The organism is Streptomyces sp. NPDC060198 (assembly GCF_042728415.1).
GTDB lineage: Bacteria > Actinomycetota > Actinomycetes > Streptomycetales > Streptomycetaceae > Streptomyces.
In genome coordinates, this window is the sequence record NZ_JBHWZJ010000385.1 from 1 (window position 1) to 6,363 (window position 6,363).

Below are 6,363 nucleotides of genomic sequence, written 5' to 3' on the forward strand. Positions count from 1 at the left end.
GACTGGGACCACGAACTCGATGTCCGTACCGCTTGTCCGGCCCACCGCTCCACGCTCACCGCGGACGCCGGAACACGGCGGGGCGCGCTCGACGAGGCGGTCCCCGCGTCCCTGCTCACAGCGGCGTACGACGGCGAACCCGGCGTTCCCGCGCTGCTCCTCATCGGTGGCCGCGACCCGCTCGCGGACCGCGAGGCGCTCGCCCGTACGGCGAAAGACCTGGACCGTGCCCGCCTGTCGGTGGTCCGCGACGCGCACCACGACGTCCTGAACGACCTGCAGCACCGCTCGGTCGCCGCGGAGATCGTCACGTTCCTGGAGACCCTGCGCAACGAACTGGTGCCGGTCGTCGACGTCGAGTCGAGTGCCTGGTGAGCACCGTCGCGTCCGGCCGCGCTCGGCGCCACCGGCATTCCTGACCCGAAGCGACCCAAGAGAGAGGCCCGCCCGATGGCAACCATCCTGTCCGTCTCCGGAAGCCCGTCCGCCACGTCCCGCACCGCACGGCTGCTGCGCCATCTGGACGACCGGCTCAGGGAGCAGGGCCATGACGTGACACCGCTGGACGTACGCACGCTGCCCGCAGAGGCGCTGCTGGGCGCCGACTTCGGGCACCCGGCGGTCGTCGGCGCCACGGCCCTGTTCGAGAAGGCGGACGGCGTGGTGATCGGCACCCCCGTCTACAAAGCCGCCTACTCGGGGCTGCTGAAGACGCTGCTGGACCTGCTTCCGCAGTACGCCCTCGCCGGAAAGACCGTGCTCCCTCTCGCCACGGGCGGCAGTACGGCCCATGTGCTGGCCATCGACTACGCGTTGCGGCCGGTCCTGAGCTCGATGGGTGCGGCACACATCGTCCCGGGGTGGTTCACGGTGGACAAGGACATCACCGTCGGCGAGGACGGCACCCTCACCGTCGCGCCAGGTACGGCCGAAGCCCTGGCCCAGGTCACCGACGCGTTCTCCCGGGCGCTCGGCGGACGTACGACGAGGCTCGCGGCCACGGCCTGAGCGGCGACGGGGCATGCGGCCTTCGCTCCGGGACGCCGCTTCGTCCCGGGCCCGGCGATTCGGGCGGGCGGTTCGCGCGAACGGCCGAGGCCGGCTTCGGATTCCACCGAGTCCGGCACTCGACTGACGACTCCTTCGAGTCGGGACGACAGGATGTCAACCCGCCTCCCCTCGAACCCGGGTGGACGAAACACCGTCCAGGGAGGTCCGTGAGATCCAGGGAGACCGGAAACGTCCAGGTCCACACAGAGACTCCCCGTCGGTCCGTGCCGTTCGTGAGACCGCGCGAGACGGCCGTGGGACGGAGAGGCCCGGCTCGGTGGAGTTCACCGGCCGGGCTTCGCCGCGCCCCCGGTGGTCGCTTCCGCTCGTCCTCCTCGGGCCCTCCGCCCGATTCGCGCGGTGGAACACCGGAGACGAAGTGGTCCTGGCGAACGCAGGCGCGAAGGACTCGGTCCACCCCGGCGGGCCGGGCCGACACGCCTGCTCCGAAGCGGCTTCTCCATCGGCGTGGACACCAAGGTCACGACCGGGACGGAGCCCTGCGGGCCCGGCGATCGGCCGCGTCCGACGGGGGAGGCGAGGGCCCCGACCCGGGCCGACGTGTCAACGCCTGGTGGACCCAGGCATGATGGGGCCGTCGGCACCCCGCCAAGGGCGATCGGCGCCGTGAGTCTGCGAGAGATGGAGAGCGCGTGTCACGCCAGGTACTGACGGTCCGCCCCGACGGAACCGGCGGCTTCCGCACGATCGGTGAGGCGCTCGTGGGGGCGCGCAGCGGCGCGGTGATCAGCGTGGGCCCCGGGACGTACGAGGAGAGCCTCGTCGTCGGCATACGGGTGACCATCGTCGCCGAACAGTCGCGGGGGACGGTGGAGATACGCCCCCGGCGCGGCAGCGCGGTCAGTCTGCGCGCCGACGCCGTGATGCTCACCGATCTGGTGCTGCGCGGCGGGGACGAGGACGTGCCGGCCGTGGACGCGGTCCGCGGCCAGGTGGCCATGGACGGCTGCGAGGTCACCGGGTCCGCGTGGACGGCCGTCCTCGCCCGGGAAACCGGTTCGCTGGCGATGCGCGACTGCCGGATCAGCAACCGCGTGGGGGCCGGGGTGGTCGTCACCTCCGCCGTGGAGAGCTCCCTGGAGTCCTGCACCGTCGAGCATCTGGGCACGTCGGGTGTGGTGATCGGGGAACGCGGTCGGGTCTCGGTGCGCGGCTGCACCGTGCGCGACGCGCGGGCCAACGGGATCCTGGCCAACGGCGACGCCCAAGGATCCGTCGAGGACTGCGACATCTCCTCCACCGACCAGCCGGCCGTCGCGCTGGAGGGCCGCTGCACCACGCGGGTCCTGCGCACGGTCGTCCACGACGTCGCGATCGGCGTGCATCTGACCAGTGCCTCCCGCACCGTGCTGGAGGACATCAGGGTCACCGCGACCACCGGTCCGGCCTTCGTCGTCTCGCAGGGCAGCGACCCGTTGCTGCGCCGCTGCCGTACGGCCCGCACCGGGGGCAACGGCCTGCTGGTCACCGACCGGGGCCGCGGCACCTACGAGGACTGCTGGCTGGACTCCTCCCAGGCGCCCGCGCTGCGGGTGACCGGGTCCGGATCGCCGTCGCTGACCTCGCTGACCGTGCGGGACTGCGCGGCCACGTCCGGGCTGCTGCTGGAGGAGGAGTCCACCGCCGAACTCGACCGGGTGGAGGTGGTCGACGCCGCGGGCGCCGGTATCCGGATCGCGACCGGCGCCAACCCGATGATCCGCCGCGCCCGGATCAGTGGCGCGGGCGGCAACGGCGTGGAGGTCGCCAAGGACGGCCGAGGACGGCTGGAGGACAGCGAGATCGCCAGGACCGGCGCGGCGGGCGTCCACGTGGAGAGCGCGGGCAACCTCTACGTCGGGGGCACCACCGTGCTCGCACCGACCACCGCGGGCCTGTCCGTGGGTACCGACGGCACTCTCACGGCCCGCGACTGCGAGATCCGCGAGGCCGGAGCGGACGGCGTGCTCGTCGAGGCGGAGGGCGAACTGACCGGAACCAGGCTCCAGGTGGTCGGCGCGCCGGAGTGCGGCGTCGTGATCCGGCAGGGCGGGCGCGCCTCGCTCAACGGGTGCACCCTGGCCGGCAGCGGCAAGGACGGACTGCGGGTGGAGACCACCCTGCCGGTGTCCGTCGTCAACTGCACGGTCCGCGACAACGCGGGCAGCGGCCTGGTCCAGACCCAGCCCGGCGACCGGCTGGCCGTCGAGTCCCTCACCACCAGCGGCAACGGCCGCCGGGACGCCTGGGGTTACGGCGACGCCGAGGGCACCGACCCGGCCGGAACCGCGCCGGACGGCGTGGACGCGCCCGGGGAGAGCGGCCCGCTCGCCGAGCTGGAGGGGCTGATCGGCCTCGCCAACGTCAAGCAGCAGGTCCGCACTCTCGTCAATCTCACCCAGCTCGCCCAGCGCAGGGCCCAATTGGGCATGTCGGCACCGCCGATGGGCCGTCACCTGGTCTTCGCGGGCCCGCCCGGCACCGGCAAGACCACCGTCGCCCGCCTCTACGGCACCGTGCTGGCCCAGTTGGGCGCGCTGCGCTCCGGGCACCTGGTCGAGGTCTCGCGGGCCGATCTGGTCGCCCAGGTCATCGGAGGTACCGCCATCAAGACCACCGAGACCTTCAACAGAGCCTTGGGCGGGGTGCTGTTCATCGACGAGGCGTACACCCTGACCTCCCACAGCGGGGGTTCCGGGCCCGACTTCGGGCGGGAGGCCGTGGACACCCTGCTGAAGCTGATGGAGGACCACCGCGAGGACGTGGTGGTCGTTGCCGCGGGCTACTCCGGCGAGATGCAGTCCTTCCTCGGCAGCAACCCCGGTCTGGCGTCCCGCTTCTCGCGGACCGTGGAGTTCGAGAACTACGCGGTGCACGAGCTGGTGGCCATCGTGGAGACCATGTGCGCCCGGCACCAGTACGAGCTCGGCGAGGGCACCAGCGCGGCACTCGCCGTGTACTTCGAGCGCATCCCCAAGGACGCCACGTTCGGCAACGGCCGTGCCGCCCGCCAGGTGTTCGAGGAGATGGTCGACCGGCAGGCGGTACGACTGGCCGCACAGCCCGAGGTGGGCGAACGGGACCTGAGTCTGCTGGTCCCCGAGGACGTGGGGATACAGGTCCCGGCCGGACCGCACGGGGAGGCGGGCGAGCCGGACCGCGGTGACGCCCTGTCCCGGCTCGGCGACATGGTGGGGCTGGCGGCCGTCAAGCGCGATGTCACCGATCTGGTCAACCTGCTGTCGACCGCCCGGCGGCGGGAGGCGGCCGGGCTGCCGAGCCCCCGGGTCAGCCACCATCTGGTCTTCACCGGCCCGCCCGGCACCGGCAAGACCACCGTCGCCCGCCTCTACGGCGAACTGCTCGTCTCGCTCGGCGTGCTGCCCCAGGGCCAGCTCGTCGAAGTGGCGCGGGCCGACCTGGTGGGCCGGTTCGTCGGCCACACCGCACAGTTGACCCGCGAGGTCTTCGAACGGGCCCGCGGGGGAGTGCTGTTCATCGACGAGGCCTACACGCTCACGCCGGGAAGCGGCTCCTCCGGCTCGGACTTCGGCCAGGAGGCCGTGGACACCCTGCTGAAGCTGATGGAGGACCACCGTGACGAGGTGGTCGTCATCGTGGCCGGCTACACCCGGGAGATGGAGTCCTTCCTGGCGTCCAACCCAGGTCTGTCGTCCCGTTTCTCGCGGCGCGTGGAGTTCGCCGACTACACCTCCGACGAGCTGGTCACGATCGTCCGCATGCACGCGGACGGTTCGGGCTACGAGTGCGGACCCGGCGTCGGCGGGCTGCTGCGGGAGTACTTCGACTCCCTGCCCCGCGACCGCTTCTTCGGCAACGGACGGCTGGCCCGGCAGGTCCTGGAGTCCATGATGACCAGGCAGGCGGGCCGGGTCAGCGCCATGGCCGCACCGGGCCTCGACGACCTGCGGCTCCTGCTGCCCGGCGATGTGCCCGGGGTGCGGACGCCGACGCCGGAGGGGTGAGGGGGCGGCCTCCCGCGTCCGGCGGCTGCCCGTAGGATGCGGAACATGTCTCGGCGCCCTCCTCTGGCTCATCTCCCCCACTCGGCACGGATGTTGACCGCGTGCTTGTGCCTGGGAACCCTGCTGTCGCTGGTCGGCGGGGTCGAGGCGTCCGCCGCGGACGACACGCCGGTACGGCTGCCCGTGATGCCCGCGCGGCTGGACGCCGACGCGGTCTGCACCAGCGCCTCCGCCCAGCGGGCCACGACCGTGCCCTGGGAGCAGCGGAGTCTCCAGCTGACTCGCACCTGGCCGTTCTCGGACGGTTCCGGGGTGACGGTGGCGGTGGTCGACACCGGGGTGTCCACGACGGCGTCCGCCCTGTCCGGCCGGGTGACCGCGGTGGGTCCCGCGGGTCAGGACTGCGTGGGCCACGGGAGTTTCGTCGCGGGGCTGGTCGCCGCGGCCACCGTCGACGGGGTGCGGTTCGCGGGGGTCGCCCAGCGGGCGAGGATCCTCGCGGTGCGCGGCACGGACGAACGGGGTGCGGCCACCGCGCAGAGCGTCGCGTCGGGAATCGCCGCGGCGACGGCGGCGGGCGCCGACGTGATCACCGTCTCGCCGGCTCTGGTGCGGGGGTCGGACGGCCTGACGAAGGCCGTCGATGCGGCCCTCGCGAAGGATGTACTGGTGATCGCGGCGGCCGTGCCCGACCGTCCGGCGAAGTCCGCGGCGCAGGACGAGGAGCCGGCACCGCGGGACTACTGGCCCGCCTCGCAGCCCGGTGTGCTGTCGGTGCTGGACGTCGACGCGCAGGGGCAGCGTCCGGACGACGCCCTGCTGCCGGGCTCCGCCGACCTGGCGGCGCCCGGTGACGGAGTGGTCGGGATCGGCGCGCGCGGCACCGGGCACTACATCGGTTCGGGTGCCTCCTTCGCCGCCGCGTACGTGGCCGGGGCGGCGGCTCTGGTGCGCTCCTCCCACCCCGGTCTCACCGGTGCGGAGACCGCCGCCCGCCTCACCGCGAGCGCCTACCCCGACGTCGTCCCCCGGCTCGATCCGTTCGCGGCCGTGACGGAGGTGGCGCCGGGAAACGCTCCCGGCGCTGCGGCCACGGCGCCGGGAGCCGCCGTACGGCTGCCCGATGACGACGCGGCCCTGCCGGTCCGCCGGGCCACGCTGTTCGCGGCGGCGGGCGCGGCGCTGATCCTCCTGGTGGCCTGGGCCGCCCTGACGCTCCCCCGGGCCCGCACCCGCCGGTGGAGGCCTGCGGGCACCCCGGCCGTCGACGAGAGCGGCGGCGCCGGGAGCTGACGGACGGGGACGGCGGCAGCCACCCGTCCCTGTC

The 6,363-nt window shown here is 73.3% G+C and carries 3 protein-coding genes and 1 pseudogene; all 4 read left to right on the forward strand.

Annotated features, from left to right (window positions below):
• Positions 1-375 (forward strand): annotated as a pseudogene (locus tag ACFWEP_RS29830) (alpha/beta hydrolase); the annotation flags it as partial.
• Positions 376-450: 75 nt separating this feature from the next.
• A complete protein-coding gene (gene ssuE, locus ACFWEP_RS29835) occupies positions 451-1,008 on the forward strand; it encodes an NADPH-dependent FMN reductase (protein ID WP_387374662.1) in 558 nt (185 codons plus the stop codon).
• A 695-nt stretch (positions 1,009-1,703) separates the two neighbouring features.
• Entirely contained in the window at positions 1,704-5,036 is a 3,333-nt protein-coding gene (locus ACFWEP_RS29840; protein WP_387374664.1) for a right-handed parallel beta-helix repeat-containing protein, read from the forward strand.
• A 90-nt stretch (positions 5,037-5,126) separates the two neighbouring features.
• Complete coding sequence (locus tag ACFWEP_RS29845; RefSeq protein ID WP_387374666.1) at positions 5,127-6,329, forward strand: S8 family serine peptidase; 1,203 nt, start codon at positions 5,127-5,129, stop codon at positions 6,327-6,329.
• Positions 6,330-6,363 lie beyond the last annotated feature (34 nt).